This is a genomic window from Marinobacter sp. G5_S1_61_S3 (assembly GCF_054968585.1).
On record NZ_JBQKUK010000007.1, the window covers coordinates 83,096 to 98,328 of the forward strand.

Annotated in this window: 11 protein-coding genes; 8 read left to right on the top strand and 3 right to left on the bottom strand. The window is 55.9% G+C overall.

The genetic code is table 11. From position 1 onward, the window contains the following. Nucleotides 1–2 precede the first annotated feature (2 nt). Complete coding sequence (locus tag ACTRWH_RS08500; RefSeq protein ID WP_462826286.1) at nt 3–815, bottom strand: gamma-glutamylcyclotransferase family protein; 813 nt, start codon at nt 813–815, stop codon at nt 3–5. 260 nt (nt 816–1,075) lie between these two features. Between ACTRWH_RS08500 and ACTRWH_RS08505 the strand changes: the two genes are divergently transcribed. From ACTRWH_RS08505 to ACTRWH_RS08515, 3 genes are all read left to right on the top strand, one after another. After that, complete coding sequence (locus ACTRWH_RS08505; protein WP_462826287.1) at nt 1,076–1,957, top strand: AEC family transporter; 882 nt, start codon at nt 1,076–1,078, stop codon at nt 1,955–1,957. A 74-nt stretch (nt 1,958–2,031) separates the two neighbouring features. After that, nucleotides 2,032–2,889, top strand: a complete 858-nt coding sequence (locus tag ACTRWH_RS08510; protein ID WP_462826288.1) for an EamA family transporter — start codon at nt 2,032–2,034, stop codon at nt 2,887–2,889. Nucleotides 2,890–3,018: 129 nt separating this feature from the next. Next, on the top strand, nt 3,019–4,629 hold the full coding sequence (locus tag ACTRWH_RS08515; RefSeq protein WP_007152688.1) for a BCCT family transporter: 1,611 nt from the start codon (nt 3,019–3,021) through the stop codon (nt 4,627–4,629). 43 nt (nt 4,630–4,672) lie between these two features. Here the strand turns inward: ACTRWH_RS08515 and ACTRWH_RS08520 are convergent, their stop codons facing one another. Beyond that, nucleotides 4,673–6,475, bottom strand: a complete 1,803-nt coding sequence (locus tag ACTRWH_RS08520; RefSeq protein ID WP_462826289.1) for an NAD(P)-binding domain-containing protein — start codon at nt 6,473–6,475, stop codon at nt 4,673–4,675. A gap of 377 nt (nt 6,476–6,852) precedes the next feature. On the opposite strand from ACTRWH_RS08520, the gene ACTRWH_RS08525 reads away from it, so the two are divergent. After that, entirely contained in the window at nt 6,853–8,796 is a 1,944-nt protein-coding gene (locus tag ACTRWH_RS08525; RefSeq protein ID WP_462826290.1) for a sigma 54-interacting transcriptional regulator, read from the top strand. A 12-nt stretch (nt 8,797–8,808) separates the two neighbouring features. Here the strand turns inward: ACTRWH_RS08525 and ACTRWH_RS08530 are convergent, their stop codons facing one another. Further along, nucleotides 8,809–10,101, bottom strand: coding sequence for a hypothetical protein (locus ACTRWH_RS08530; RefSeq protein WP_007152685.1), 1,293 nt, complete (start codon nt 10,099–10,101; stop codon nt 8,809–8,811). A 536-nt stretch (nt 10,102–10,637) separates the two neighbouring features. Here ACTRWH_RS08530 and ACTRWH_RS08535 point away from each other — a divergent pair. From ACTRWH_RS08535 to ACTRWH_RS08550, 4 genes are all read left to right on the top strand, one after another. Beyond that, the gene (locus ACTRWH_RS08535) at nt 10,638–11,720 is read left to right on the top strand and encodes a TRAP transporter substrate-binding protein (RefSeq protein WP_007152684.1); all 1,083 of its coding nucleotides are present in this window, start codon (nt 10,638–10,640) and stop codon (nt 11,718–11,720) included. 120 nt (nt 11,721–11,840) lie between these two features. Further along, nucleotides 11,841–12,386: a TRAP transporter small permease subunit gene (locus ACTRWH_RS08540; protein ID WP_007152683.1), complete on the top strand. Its 546-nt coding sequence runs from the start codon at nt 11,841–11,843 to the stop codon at nt 12,384–12,386. Next, nucleotides 12,383–13,675: a TRAP transporter large permease gene (locus tag ACTRWH_RS08545; RefSeq protein WP_075196986.1), complete on the top strand. Its 1,293-nt coding sequence runs from the start codon at nt 12,383–12,385 to the stop codon at nt 13,673–13,675. The genes ACTRWH_RS08540 and ACTRWH_RS08545 overlap by 4 nt, the downstream gene beginning before the upstream one ends. Nucleotides 13,676–13,868: 193 nt before the next feature. Beyond that, complete coding sequence (locus tag ACTRWH_RS08550; protein ID WP_007152681.1) at nt 13,869–15,218, top strand: cache domain-containing protein; 1,350 nt, start codon at nt 13,869–13,871, stop codon at nt 15,216–15,218. Nucleotides 15,219–15,233: the final 15 nt, after the last annotated feature.

A 15,233-nucleotide genomic window follows, 5' to 3' on the forward strand; every position in this document is an offset into this window, starting at 1 on the left:
CCTCAGTCTTTATCATAGTTATAGCGGCCGACGTAGCGATACTCTCTGGCGTATTCGTTCAGATAGGCGTTGAGGTATCGCTTCTGGGCCTTGTTGAGGCGTCCGTTCCGGATATCGTCCATGGTTTCATCAACGTTGCTGCTGTCCAGCCGCCTGAGGTGAAAAAGCGTCATGTCCCTGCCTCCAAAAAAGCCTTTGAGGAAGTGGTGCAGAGGCCTCGCCTCGGACATATCAAACACGGCCCCGTAGAGGGCCGTGTACAGCGGCTGTTTTGCCAGCAACGCCCGGTCAAATGTTGGGTAGTCTCCGGGTGGTGCCGCGAACGTTGGGTACTCATCAAGTTGATGAATGGGCTGATTGGCCAGTGACTCCAGGTATTTGCCATCCAGTCCGGCCTGGCGGCCTCCCTCCAGAACGATGTTCAGGTAACGACGGCTTGGTCGGCAGTCATTGTCGATAAATTGGGGCATGCCCACATAGGTGAGAGCAGAGACCTTCGGGGCCATTGCCGCGCTAGGGTTATCCGGCTCTACCTCGATCTCTATGCGGTTATAGCCATGCCCGTAAGCTTCGGCCTGATCCAACAGAGAAAGCGCCTCGTCCGGGCATTCATGGAGCACGCCGAGAACCCGGTCGTCCGGGTGGCCGGTGTTTTCGATGTTGCCAACACCACCCTCATGGCGGAAGAAGTGCTGCACGTTGAAGCATAACCGCCATCCGCGCAGCACCGCTTTCGTAGATGCCCGAGGCTCGACACCCTTCGCTCTCAGCGAGAGCATGCTCATGTTGGAGCCAAAGCCAAAGTAGTAAAACATAGATTCAATAGGTTACAGGTTAACCTGCCCTCAGGTACTTTTCTATAACCTGCCACGGCAAGGGCGGTGGCAGATTGGCTTATCAGCAATACGGCCAGGTATCGGTTTTCGCGGAGTTACCTTTACCCCGGGATATTGGGGCTTAATGGTAGTCTATATGGCATCATTATTTATGATCTCGCGTTGAAGTTATACCCGAGTATTGAAAGTGCCAAACCCCGTTCCCTTTAGCCTGAAACCATGACCTCTCTTTATTCACTATGATTCAGCATCTCACAGAAGCCCTTGTCCCTCTGCTGTCTTTGATACTCCTCGGGGCCATTCTTGGCCGAAAAACCGATTTTTTTGACGGCAAGGCATTGGCTGGCCTGGTTACCACCGTTGGAATCCCCGCGTTGCTGCTCCACTCCGTATTGAGCATGGATATGGACATTTTCGGAATGGGTGCCCTTGTAGGCATTACCGTGGCCTGGCTGGTCGTCATGGCGATGGTCACTGCACTGTTGCTTACGCTAGCTGGCCTGCCGGTGAGGTCCTATCTTCCGGCGTTGGTGCACCCGAATACGGGCAATATGGGGATTCCGGTGTGCTTTGCGCTGTTTGGTCCGCAGTCGCTTGGGCTGGCGGTGGTGATTTCCTCGGTGATTCAGGTCAGTCATTTTACGTTGGGAATCGGCTGCCTGTCCGGCCGGTTTTCCATCAGGGCAATGCTGAAGAACGGGCCCGTCCTGGCATTGATCGCAGGTGCTTTTCTGTTGGCGACAAACGTTCGCCCGCCTGGACCGGTGATGATAACGCTGGATATGCTGGGCTCGATTACCGTACCGATAATGCTAATGCAATTGGGCAGCTCTATTGCCAACCTGCGGCTGTCAGGCGCGCGGGATATGCTAAGGCCTCTCGTGTTCAGTCTGTATCGGCCATTGGGTGGTCTAGCCCTTGCGTGGGTGCTGTTGCTGATTTGGCCGTTGAGCGCCATGGAAGCGCAGGTTTTCCTGATTCAGTGTGCGATGCCGGTGGCGGTAATGAGCTACGTACTGTCGGTGCGCTATCAAGGGCCGTCGCAGGAGATCGCTTTGACTATTCCAATGTCGTTGCTGGTTTCTTTGGGAATTGCCGTAATTTTTGCCCTGTTTTCGTAGGGGGCAGCGGGAGGGAGAGTATTCTGACTGATCACACGCCAGAACAATCCGGTGACCGCGCGCTAAGAAGTGCAATGCTTGTAGCGTTTGCAGCCCTTTTCTGGGGGCTTTCGGGTGGTATCGGCGCCATCCTGCTCGCAGAAGGGTGGGGCTCGTTCGTAGTCTCGTTCTACCGGGGGATTGTCGGCCTGCTGTTTGTACTTGTCTGGCTGATTCTACGTCCTGGGAACAGCGGATTGGCCAAGCCGCGGCTCTGGTTCTGGGCGGCGGTGGCCGGCCTTGGCGTGGCGGGCAACTTCTCCTTCTATTTCCTCAGTATCTCCGAGGGCAGCGTTGCCGTCGCGGCGACCCTCATGTATTGCGCCCCGGTGTTCGTGTTTCTGGTTTCCTTTGCCATCGGGCTGGAGCAGCCGACGCCGTTCAAGTGCGTGGCCATTGTCATCGTTATTGTCGGCATCGCTCTACTCACGGGTATCTATGACGTTGGCGGTAGCAGTATTACGTGGGTTGGCGTGGTTGCCGGCCTGCTTTCGGGGTTGTCCTATGCATTGTTTATTTTCGGCTTCAAGTTTGCTGCCAGGAACGGCAGCCCTCAGGCTGCTCTGGTGATCGCGTTTGCCGTGCTCGGTATTGTTCTGATCTGGCCAGCCAGCCTTGTGCAGGTCATTGCTGTGCTGGGTGCACCGGAATGGCCGATGTTCATTGCGCTGGGGGTGCTCGGTGGTGGCGTGTCTTTTATAAGCTATATCGTGGGTCTCAAGCACACCGTACCAACCGTCGCTGCCGTTGTAGCGATGGTCGAACCTGTTACCGCTACGCTCTTCGGCATTTTATTGCTCAATGAGAGCTTGGGCGGCGTCCAGTTCCTCGGCATGGGGCTCATCCTGGTCACAGTGACGGCCTTGAGCGTCTATTCGAGCAAGTCCCAGTAGTAATCAACCGGGATTTCAGCGTTCTCTGGCGATAGCCATTTGCCTTCAGAAACATGAAATCTCGCCCACAATTTGGCGTGCCGTTCGATTAGCTCCTATGTTGTCGGAAAGACTCGGGGAGGAATCGTCATGGAAGCTCTCGCAAAAAAGTTGGGTCTCAGGACCAACCCGACCATCTTTTTCACGTCCGCTGGGATCATGATCCTGTTTCTGGTCGTGCTCCTGATTGCGCCCGGCCCAATCGGAGAGGCCTTCGGAGCGGGGCGTGAATGGATCGTTACCAACCTGGGTTGGTTTTTCATTTTCGGGGTGACGAGTTGGGTAGCGTTCCTCTTGTGGGTTGCGCTCAGCCGATTCGGCGCCATCCGGCTGGGCGGCAACGACGCGAAACCGGCCTACAGTAATATTTCCTGGTTCACCATGCTGTTTGCCGGCGGCATCGGTACCGTACTGATGTTCTGGGGCGTGGCCGAGCCCATCTCGCACTTTTCTTCCCCGCCGAGGCCGAATGTCGAGCCCTATTCGGTCGAAGCCGCCGACGATGCCATGAGCTTCGCTATCTACCACCTGGGGCTGCACACCTGGGCGATCTTCACCATGCCGGGGCTTGCCTTTGCGTATTTTATCTATCGTTACGACCTGCCGATGCGCTTCAGTTCGGTGTTCTATCCGTTGATCGGCGACCGCATATACGGGCCTCTCGGCAAGACTCTCGATGTGTTTGCGATCCTCGGCACGCTGTTCGGTGTGGCGGTGTCAATCGGGCTGGGCACGCAGCAGATCAACGCCGGGCTGACTGAGTTGTTTGGCATTCCGGATGCGGTAATCACCAAGGTGCTGATCATTGCCATCCTGACGGCCGTCGCTGTGGGGTCGATCGTCGCCGGGCTGGACTCCGGTGTGAAGCGGTTGTCCAACATCAATATCGGTATGGCCGTTGGCCTGATGGTATTCGTGCTCTTCACCGGTTCGACGGTTTTCCTTCTGCGAGCCGTGGTTGAGACGTTCGGCCTCTACATATCGAACCTGCTGCCCATGGCCTTCTGGAACGACACACTTGCAAGCTATACCGGCGACGATGGCGGCTGGGGCTGGCAGGGCAGCTGGACGGTATTCTACTGGGCCTGGACGGTGACCTGGTCGCCCTTTATCGGCATCTTCGTGGCGCGGATTTCACGGGGGCGGACCATCCGTGAATTCGTGCTCGGCGTCCTGTTCGCGCCATCAATCTTCACCCTGATCTGGTTTGCCATTTTCGGCTGGTCAGCAATGCAGATCGATGGCATTGGGCCGGAGGCCAGGGAGGCGCTGGGCGAACAGGCGGGGGTGTTGTCACAAGCCGTAGGGGAAAGTGTTCCCCTGGCCATGTTCGCGTTCTTCGAAAACTTCCCGGGGGCTACGTTGATTCAGGGCCTGGCGGTTGTGATTGTCGCCATCTTCTTCGCGACCTCATCGGACTCCGCTTCCCTGGTGGTCGATATGTTATGCACGGGCTCTCCGGACCCGGGCCCCTGGCATCAACGCGTTTTCTGGGGTGTGTCTGAAGGCATGCTGGCAGCGATGCTGATCGTACTTGCCGGTGACGCTGGGCTGACCGCGTTGCAGGAAGTGATCACCGTGGTTGGCCTGCCGATGTTCATCCTCGTATTCGCCATGATGTTTGCCCTGTTCCGCGGCCTGGCCCAGGAGAAACTCAGCGAAGTGAGGGTGGGCAGTCCACCGCGGCCGGAGCAGTTGTGATCTGATCACGATTGATGGCTGGCCGAGACCAGCCATCCCGGTGTCAGGAAAGGTGATGAACGTTTTCCATACCGTACACTGGCGTGTCGATGCCCTCTTTTCGGGCTTTCAGTTGAAGTGCGAGATACAGCGAGTAGTGGCGTGACTGGTGCAGGTTGCCCCCATGGAACCAGAGCGCTTCCTGTTGCGTTGGCTTCCACATATTGCGCAGCTCACCTTCCCAGGGGCCAGGGTCTTTGGTGGTATCTGATCCCATACCCCAGCACTTTCCAACTTTATCGGCGACCTCCTGGGATATTATTCGTGCCGCCCAGCCATTCATGGAGCCGAAGCCGGTGGCGTAAACAATCAGATCGGCCGGCAGTTCGGTGCCATCCGTCAGGGTGACAGATCGGGGGTTGATGCGTTCAATACCGACCCCGCTTTTAAGCTTGATTTCGCCCTGGGCGACAAGTTCGGATGCACCGACATCGATGTAATAGCCTGAGCCACGGCGCAGGTATTTCATGAACAGCCCTGAGCCATCATCGCCAAAGTCCAGCAGGAACCCTGCTCGCTTCAGCCGACTGTAGAAGTCCGCATCCTGTTCGGCGACCTGCTCGTAAACCGGGATGTGCATATCGGGCATGATTTTGAAGGGCACCGACGCAAATGTGAGATCGGCCTTTTCTGTGGTCATGCCGTTCTGTACCGCCTCTTCGGAGTAGAGTGGGCCTAGCACCAGCTCCATCAGAGTGTCGGACTTGATGATGTGGGTTGATGAACGCTGAACCATGGTGACGTCGGCGTCGTTCTCCCATAACGCAGCGCAGATATCGTGTGCGGAGTTATTTCCACCCAGGACTACGCACTTCATGCCTTTATAGGCAGCGCCACCGGGGTGTTTGCTGGAGTGATGTTGCTCGCCTTCAAAACTGTCCATTCCGGGAATGTCGGGTATGTTGGGGATGCCCGACATTCCGGTAGCCAGGACGAGCTGCTTGGGGCGAAGGGTGACTTGCTCTCCGTCCCGAACCACTTCCACGACCCATTTCTGACTGGCCTCATCGTATCGCGCACCCGTGCACTCCGTTGAGCTCCAGTAGTTGAGCTCCATAATCTTGGTGTACATTTCGAGCCAGTCGCCGATTTTGTCTTTCGGCGCGAAAACGGGCCAGTGGTCCGGAAATGGCAGGTAAGGCATGTGGTCGTACCAGACCGGGTCATGCAGGCAAAGAGACTTGTAGCGGTTGCGCCAGGAATCGCCTGGATTCGGGTTTCGCTCGATCACAATCGTTGGCACGTCCAGTTGCCGCAGACGGGCAGCCAAGCCAATGCCCCCTTGTCCACCGCCGATGATCACGCAGTAGGGCTGGCGGCTGTATCCCAGCTCCTGTTCTTCGTCCTGCTTTGCCTCAAGCCACGTTTTCCGTGACTTGGTCGCTCCATGCTGAGCGCCTTTGGGTCGAAGGAAGTTTTTCTTCTCTGGGAATTCCTTTAATTCCTGCATGGTGGTCAGCAGGGTCCAGGCAGTGCCATCGCGAAGCCGGATGTGCCCTTTACCCAGAGCATCTCTGGTTTCGAAGGTAATCCAGGCTTCGGTTACACCGTCCTGTTCTGTCGCGTCTTCGGCGACCTTCCAATTGCTGGGGCGGACATGTTCCGAGGTCTGTTCCAGCATGTCGCGGATATGGTCCCGGCCTTCCAGGGTTTTTATGTTCCAGGTCATTGCAACCAGATCTCGCCAGAAGCCGTTTGCTTCAAACAGTTCCGCTGCCCTTCCAGGATCGCTCGACTGCAGTATCTCGCTGAACCCGTCAAGCCACTGCTGAACTCGTTGGGTGGGGGTGATTTGGGTTTCGGTCATCACGGTTCTCCAGATTTCCATTGTTTTTGTTGGCGGGGAGTCTTTGATCCCCGGTGCGTCGTTGAACACGCTAATAGGAACGGAGCAGATGACGTGCCACATCGGTTTCCAAGGGCTTTTTATTTTCCAGGTATTTGAAATAAAGGGGTTTCAGGGATTTTTGTGAAAGGAGGAGAGGGTGGCGGAGCAATGTGGCAGAAGGCCCTGGCATTACGGCTGTAATGCGATTGCCTGTAAATGCGTTACAGGTGTAACGATCACTCAGGCACTAAAGGAGGATGTTGATGCCGGGTAATCCGGTATAGGCTGTCAGAACGACGAAGCAGTGTCTCGTCGTAAATGACAACAACAATATCAGAGCAATGCAGGAGCTTGGCATGACGATGCAACAGGCACAGCGGCGCCACATAGATACGATTCTAAGTTATACAGATGAAGGCGTGTGTGCGGTTTTATCTCCGGAGTCCGAACTGATTGGTCGCTCATGGAAGCGATGTATTGACGAGTATGGACTGGACCCGAGCCAGCCGCGTCGTGCCCGGATCGTGACTCAGCAAACTCTGAGGGAACATCAGGACTCGGTCGATGAATTTCTCAACGTGGCTCGGGCCGGCGTTGAGCAACTGTATATGAATATCGCAAAGCTGGGTTATGTGCTGTTGTTGGCGGATCACCGAGGCATTACCGTGCAGTTTCTAGGGGATCGGCGTTTTGACCAACGTTTGCGTAAAGCCGGTCTGTACCTGGGGGCCGATTGGAGTGAGAAGTACGCGGGCACCTGTGCTGTGGGTACGTGTATTGAAGAGGGGCAGGCCCTGACATGTCACCGGGTCGACCATTTCGATGCAACCCATATAAGCTTGACCTGCACCTCGGCGCCCATTCTTGATCCGCTGGGCAACCTGCTTGCGGTACTCGATATTTCGGCTCTGGATTCGCCTGATCCACACAGCAGCCAGACGTTTGCACTGCACCTTACCCAGCTCTACGCCCGCATGATTGAGGACGCCTATTTCCTCCGCCGTTATCGCAATCAGACGGTCTTCCGGTGTGATGCCTCGCGGGAGTTTGTGCAGGTAAATGGCCAGTACCTGTTCGCCATTGACGAGGATGGGTGCGTGGAGGCCGCCAATACAGCCGGTCGTTCACTCATGTGGAGCCATGGAAACGGCAGCGATACCAAGCTGACCAGCCTGTTTGAATGCGAGTTAAGGGACATCTGGAGCATCCCTTACGATCAGGATGATCAGGTCAGGGCGTTCAGGCACTGCATCAGTGGCAATACCTTTTTTGCAGCGTTGATCCAGCCTAGGATCAAGTCGACGGCTTCCGCATCTTCTGACGCCCTGCCCACTGATGAATCTGTGCCTGAGCTAGATGCGCTGGCAGCGGATGACCCCGTCATGAGGCGAACTCTTGGCCTTGCCAAACGACTGAGGAACAGAGATGTCGGGCTGCTGGTGCTGGGTGAGACCGGCACGGGCAAGGAAGTGCTTGCCCGGGCAATACACCAGTCCAGCCACCGCTCCCGACGGGCGTTTGTTGCCGTAAACTGCGCAGCCATTCCCGAGTCACTGATCGAGAGCGAGCTTTTCGGGTACGTGGCGGGCGCGTTTACCGGTGCGCGGGCCAGAGGAATGCGGGGAATGATCCAGCAGGCGGATGGTGGGACATTGTTCCTGGACGAAATCGGGGATATGCCCCTGCAGCTCCAGACCCGGCTGCTGCGGGTGCTGGCGGAAGGCGAAATTCTGCCAGTGGGCGCCGACAGTCCCGTGAAAGTGAACTGTCGCGTGATAGCCGCCACGCACCAGGACCTGGGCCAACTGATTGAACATGGTGCGTTCCGCGCTGACCTCTATTACCGGCTGAATGGGGCCACGCTGCGCTTGCCCTCTCTGGGAGAAAGGGCTGACCGACAGCATGTCATTAACCGGGTACTCACACACCTGATCGACCAGGGACAGCTGCCCGATGTTCGAATCCGGGCAGATGCGATGAGTGCGCTGCTTGCCTATGACTGGCCGGGTAACATTCGTCAGCTTGTTAATGCACTGGCGTTTGCAGAAGCTACCTGCGACGATGGACAGATCACGGCCAATGACCTACCAGACGAGTGCTTGAGAGATCCTGCGATCGCGGCAACGAGCGTTGAGCGGGATGTCGACCCCGACGAGAGCGATCCGTTATTGGCGGCACTAAAGAAATATCGCTGGAACGTCTCTGAGGTCGCACGTCGTTATGGAGTGTCACGCCCGACTATCTATCGCTGGATGCAGCAGCAGGCGATTGAGGCGCCGAGGTTCCAAAGCAAAATATAAGTCTACGCTGCATTATATCTGCTTGTAGACCACCTCTGACAACCGGCTGCGGTTGCCATCCGTATCCAGGGTGCGGATAGCGAAGTACCAGGTACCTTCGGTGAGCTCGTCCACCAGCAACTCGTCGATAGAGGCGTCGCCAATGGCCAGGCTTTGGTCCAGGTTGTCCTCGCTGTTGCCGTAAACCACCTCAAAGCCGGCAATTTCGCCCATCGCGAGACTGTCACCATTTTCTCTGGTGAGCGGCGCGGTCCAGCTTAGCAGGGCTGCGTTGGTCGGAACGGTGTCCTCGGGGCTTGGCTCGGGGGCCGACGGTTCGCTGGTGTCGTTGTCCGTTCCGTTGTCGGCGACAGTATCTCCAGTGCTGTTGTCGTCACTGGTATCGGGCTCTGGTGTGTCGACAACGCTGGTGTCGTCTTCGCCGTATACCTCTGCAATGGTCTTGAAGCGTTGTACGTAGCGGTATTCGGCCACCACGAGTCTCTGGCTGATGACGCTCGAGTCCACCTCGGCCTGCAGCTCAGAGGCCTGCACTGCCGCGGCAGACACGAGATCGGCCAGAGCGATGTTTTCGCCGTCGCCCATCAGGCTGATCTGGCCGGTTTCGAGAATCTGGGTTGCCACGTTGTTCAGGACATCGGAAATGTTGTTCCATTGGGCGTTGTTGTTGACCAGGGCAAGGAAAGCCGCATTGGCAACGGCGACCTGCAGGGCATCGGCAGACACGCCGTTAAACTCGTCCAGGCGAGTCAGGTCTGGCGGGTCGAGGCGCAAGGAGCCCGCTGCCAGGCCAAACCAGCTTTCAACCCTTTCATAGGCCCCAGAGAGTGCATCGGGGGAGAGCCCATTCTCGCTACGCTCAGCCAGCGCCACGGCCAAATGGGTCAGCGGCGTGAGGTTGACGGTTTCCATGCGAAGATCACCGGCTCCGCGCAGACTGAAACTATCGTCCAGCATCATGGTGTCGCCAAAGGCAACCGGCTCGGCGCCGCTGCGTTCGCATTGGGGAACGACGTCGCAAGTCATGCGGGTATTACTGTCAGCGGTAAGTTCTACCAACGCCCAGCTGTCCGCCTTTCCTCGCAATTGCCACACATAACTACCGTCGTTTGCTGTCAAAACCGGTTTTGCGGCCTGTCGCTGTGGAGCATAGTAGCCGTCTTTGTCGGATATCAGGCGAGTGGCGGTCACCAGGCCTTGTTGAATAACGCCTTTCATGGCGGCGCCGGCAAGCTCAACCGTTTCAGCCGCCGGAGTGGTTGAGGCTTCTGACTGTGGTGTCGTGGCGTTGTCTGAGGACGTCATGTCGAGACCGCAGCCCGAAAGCAGAACCGCTAAAGATAGAGTCAGCAGTCCATGCTTCGTTAGATTATTGCCGCAAGTTGACATTGTTTCGCACCAATTTATTGACGAGTTCGGACGAATCTTACAGCGGCATTTTTCGGTTATATGCGGTCTGGTTCAGGGTTTTTCGGGTGAGAAACGTCAGGAAGTTGGCGCTTACAGAGCGATACACGGTGAGACTGAGCGTTACATGCTCTCGGGGCGATTTTGGTTCCTTAGTTCGCTGTTATTTATGCAGTTTATGCAATCGACCCGGCAGCCGGGACATTTGCTTGGGCGCGGCGCGACTATTAGCGATTACAAATTTAAACGGTGGGCAGGAGTTGGATATACCTCTAAGTATTAATACGTAGTTTTTCTGCGGCGCTCTAAGTAATCACTGCGTATTGGTTTGGTCATTCCTACGGATTGTTAGTTCTCGCTCAAATCGTGACCATAAGTCGCGAATGACGACCCGAGCATCGTTCTAATACAACAAACACAACAGGAACAAGATCATGAAAAACTTCTTGAAAGCTGCTGCGACCGCCGCAGTGGTGTTCTCCGTGCTGTTCACGTCCTTTGCCCACGCTGCTGATAAGAGCTACACCCTCCGACTCGCAGAAACCTGGGGGCCGAACTTCCCGATTTTCGGTGATGCCACCAAGAACATGGCGGAAATGGCCGAAAAAATGTCCAACGGCCGGCTCAAGATCCGGATCGATTCCGCCAACCGCCACAAAGCGCCTTTTGGCGTCTTTGATATGGTTAAAGCGGGCCAATACGACATGGGCCATTCAGCGTCTTATTATTGGAAGGGCAAAGTGCCCAACACCCTTTACTTCACCAGTATGCCGTTTGGTATGAACGCTCAGGAGCAATGGGCGTGGTTCTACCACGGTGGCGGTATGGAGCTGATGCAGGAAGTGTACGAGCCCCATAACATGCTGTCGTTCCCGGGCGGTAATACGGGCAACCAGATGGGCGGCTGGTTCCGCAAAGAAATCAAAACCCTGGAAGACCTCGACGGGCTGAAAATGCGAATCCCCGGGTTTGCTGGCGAAGTCTTTGCCGAAGTTGGCGTTAATCCTACCAACATCCCGCCGGGAGAGCTTTACACTGCCCTGGAGCGCAACACCATCGATGCGGTTGAGTGGGTAGGCCCGGCCCTGGACCTGCGTCTGGGTTTTCAGCAGATTGCTGACTATTACTACACCGGCTGGCATGAACCCGCCACCGAGTTGCAGTTCCTGATCAACAAGGATGTCTGGGAGGACCTGCCGGCGGATCTGCAGGAAGTTCTGCGTGTCTCTATGCGTACGGCATCCTACGACATGCTGACCCAATCCGTGCATGCCAATGCACAAGCCTGGGCATCCATTCGTGACGAGTACCCGAACGTCAAGGTCAAAACCTTCCCGGACGATATCTTCAAAGCCATGGTCGCGGCTAACGAAAAGGTCCTGGAAGCGTATTCCAGGGATAACGAGCAAGGTCAGCGCATTATCAAGTCACAGCAGGCCTATCTGGACAAAACACGTGCTTACATCGACATCTCCGAGCGCGCCTACCTGAACACCATGGCCGAACTGGAAGAGTAAGTTTCCCGCCATTGGCCGGATGCTTGGCGCTTCGCAAGAAGCGTCGGCATTCGGGTGTTTTCATGAGTCCTATTTAATCCCGATTGGTCCGGAGTCCCCGCTTCGGCAAGAGGAGTTGTAATGCGTTGGTTAATTGCTGTGGATGACGGGTTAGGCGCTGTATCTCGAGCGTGTGGCTGGGTCGCAAGCGTGGCATTTGTCCTGATGATGCTGAACGTTTTCTACGATGTGGTGGCTCGGTATGCCTTCAATGAGGTATCCATTGGGATGCAGGAATTGGAGTGGCACTTGTACGCCGTCGTCTTTCTGATGGGCATTCCTTACGCCATGAGGACGGATGGCCACGTGCGAGTGGACGTTCTTTATGCTGGCCGTAGTGAAGCTTTCAAGGCTTGGGTCAATCTTGTTGGGGCCCTTTTTTTTGCGCTTCCGATTGCCGCCATGATCGCCTGGCTGGGTTGGGGATACATGCTTGATGCCTATCACATGGGAGAAGGCAGCGGAGATCCGGGAGGTTTGCCCTACCGCTTTATTGTTAAAGGGCTGATTCCGTTTTCTTCATTCTGGCTGGCGGTTGCCAGCGTGGGCATGGCGACCTTCGCTCTCAGGGTTCTTGTCAAAGAGTCCGCCTACGACGAGCAAACCGGTGCAGGAGGTCTGGCATGATCGGGATGATAATGTTTGGGGTCTGCCTCTTCATGCTGCTGTGGGGCTTTCCTGTTGCGTTTACGTTCGGCGGCGTTGCGTTGATTTTTGGCCTGATTGCAGAGGGGCCGCAACTGTTTGCCTTCATGCCATTCCGCATTATGAGCATCATGCAGAACACGGTGTTAATGGCGATACCGCTGTTCATTTATATGGGCATCGTGTTGCAGCGCACCCGATTGGCGGAGCAATTGCTGGAGTCCATGGGGCGACTGTTTGGTGGACTGCCCGGGGGGCTGGCGATATCCACCATCGTGGTCGGTGCTTTACTGGCCGCCTCCACTGGAGTGGTGGGTGCCAGTGTCGTGGCCATGGGGTTGATTTCGCTCCCGGTCATGCTGGCGAATGGCTATGACAAAAAGCTTGCCTGCGGCACCATTTGTGCCTCAGGCACCCTGGGGCAAATTGTGCCGCCATCCATCATCCTTATCATCCTCGGTGACGTGCTCGGCTTGCCTGTAGGGGACCTTTTCAAGGCCGCGGTGATTCCCGGTGTGGTGCTTGTGGGGCTATACATCGGGTATATCCTGTTCGTCAGTTGGCGATCGCCGGGAACGGCGCCAGCGATGCCGCGGGATAGCGATGACAGCCGGGCACAGGAAATCGGCAAAGCCCTGATGGCGATCATACCGCCGCTGGCATTGATTGTTGTGGTATTGGGCTCGATCTTTACCGGTATCGCAACGCCGACCGAATCTTCAGCCCTGGGTGCCGTCGGCGCGCTGGTTCTGGCCGTGGCCTATCGCCAGTTTTCCTGGCGGATGATGTGGGAAAGCTCTCGGGATACGGTCAAGGTGACGGCCATGGTCTTCGCCATTCTGGTAGGGGCAACCGCCTTCTCCATGGTGTTCAGTTACACCGGTGGCGACTACCTGCTGGAGGAGTGGATGCTGCAACTGCCGGGTGAGAAATGGGGCTTCCTGATCCTGACCATGCTCATTATTCTGGTTTTGGGTTTCTTCATCGACTTTGTCGAAATCTCCTTCATCATCGTACCTATTCTGGCGCCCATCGCTGAACTGATGGGTATCAATATGCTCTGGTTCGCCATCCTGATCGCGATGAACCTGCAAACAAGCTTCCTGACGCCGCCCTTCGGGTTCAGTCTTTTCTACCTGAAAGGAGTATCACCACCCGAGGTTAAAACCACCGACATCTATCGCGGTGTGGCGCCATTCATACTGCTGCAGATAATGGTGCTGATCGCGATCCTGATCTTCCCCGCGTTCTTTGGTATGTCATCCTCCTGAGCGAGTTCTGGAGGCTTTTATTAATGACGCTGAGGGCATGTTTCGATTTGGCTGAAGTACCTTGACTGGAGGTTTGGCGGGCCTGGGGAGACTCTTTTCCAGGCCCGCTCTTTTTTACGGTTTGGGTTAGACTGATGGAGTCTCGCAACCGATGCCTAGATGGCGTGTGCTTATAAAGGACAATGTGACGGTCATGTCGTTAAGAACAAAATTGATACTGCTCGCTCTGGTTCCCCTGCTGGTGGTGACCGGTATTTTCTCCGCGGTGACCTTGCACCAGGGCGACATACTCATGGAACGCGAACTGCAGATTTTTGAGCAGAACCTGCGGCGGTCCAAGGAAACAGCGTTGAAAGACTACGTTTCCATAATGCGCACCGCTATCGAATTTGTCCGTCAGAACGCGGCCAGTGATGATGAAGCCCGCGACAAGGTTATGGCTCTGATGCAGGAGGCCTCATTCAGTGACGACGGCTATTTCTATGCCTACACCCATGACGGATTGAACCTGGTCCACGCAGCACAGCCGGCCCTGGTCGGACGGGATATGTACGATTTCCAGGACAGTAGCGGGAACTATCTGATCCAGAATCTGATACGGATTGCTGACAATGGCGGAGGGTATTACCAGTATCTGTGGCAGCAGCCTTCCACCGGCAAGGAAGTGGATAAAGTTGGCTACGTTGAACAGATTGAAGACTGGCAATGGATGTTTGGCACGGGATTGTATATCGATGATATTGCCGCTGAGATGCGGGCTATCGAAGCGGGCGTGGACGCTAACGTTAAACAGACCCTGTGGGCCATTCTGTTGGCGTTGATGGTATCAATCGGTGTTGTGGTGTCTGCGGGGGTTCTGTTTAATGTGCACGAACATCGCTTGGCGGACCAGAATCTGAAAGAGCTGAGCCACAAGACCGTGCAACACCAGGAAGAAGAACGCCGCCGGGTATCGAGGGAATTGCATGATGGCATCAACCAACTGCTGGTGTCTGTGAAATATCGGTTGGAGACGGCCATGACCCATATTCCAGAGGGTGACTCCGTCGCCCAGGAGTCACTGGTGAAAGGCGGAGAGGTTTTAAACCGTGCGATACAGGAAGTACGGCGTATTTCCCATGATCTGCGCCCCAGCGTACTGGATGACCTGGGGTTGTTGGCGGCGCTCAACCAGTTGCTGGATGACTTCCGTGAACGTAGCGGGATCGTTATGGACATAGATATCCAGCCACCGCAGGAGGATATTTCCGAGGAGGTGGCTACAACGCTGTATCGTATTGTTCAGGAGGCCTTGTCGAACGTTGAGAAACACGCCCAGGCCACCCGGTTGGCGCTGAGCCTGGAAGAGGATGCGGAGGGGCTCTTTCTGTGTATTTCCGACAACGGCGTAGGCATTGCCGAGAAAGATGCATACGCCAGGCGAGGCATCGGGTTGCGTAATATGCGCGAGCGTGTGGAGTTTTTGGGTGGGGAGTTTGAGGTGTCTCCGCGGCCAGGAAACGGAACCCGGATAATGGCCTCGTTCAAACAATACCAGGCATAGTCGAAAGAATAAGGA